This is a genomic window from Aeromonas sp. ZOR0001 (assembly GCF_000801015.1).
Lineage (GTDB): Bacteria > Pseudomonadota > Gammaproteobacteria > Enterobacterales > Aeromonadaceae > Aeromonas > Aeromonas veronii.
This window is the reverse complement of record NZ_JRJY01000098.1, coordinates 1-276: the sequence shown is the minus strand read 5'-3', so window position 1 is coordinate 276 and position 276 is coordinate 1. Positions and strand designations below refer to the sequence as shown.

The following is a 276-nucleotide window of genomic DNA, read 5'->3' as shown; positions in this document are numbered from 1 at the left end:
ATCAAAGCCAAGGGATTGGGGCGCGTAGGCTTTGCCAGCCAAGGTACGGGGTCACCTGAGTGGATGATGCGACAAGAGCACCTGAGCCCCTGTTACACCACACGCTGGGAGGACCTGCCGGTGGCCAGGTAAGTGGATACAGTAATGTGCCTACCGTTTGCTAAATGTGGTACCCCACGTGGTACCCTAAGCCAAAAATCACAAAGGGTTAGCTTCACCGTGAAGCTAACCATTTGTTTTATATGGTGCCGATAAGGGGAATCGAACTCCTGACCT

1 protein-coding gene is annotated in these 276 nt (G+C 52.9%); it reads left to right on the top strand.

Annotated features, from left to right (window positions below; genetic code table 11):
* Positions 1-15 precede the first annotated feature (15 nt).
* On the top strand, positions 16-132 hold the full coding sequence (locus tag L972_RS22140) for a DUF4113 domain-containing protein (RefSeq protein ID WP_269428983.1): 117 nt from the start codon (positions 16-18) through the stop codon (positions 130-132).
* Positions 133-276 lie beyond the last annotated feature (144 nt).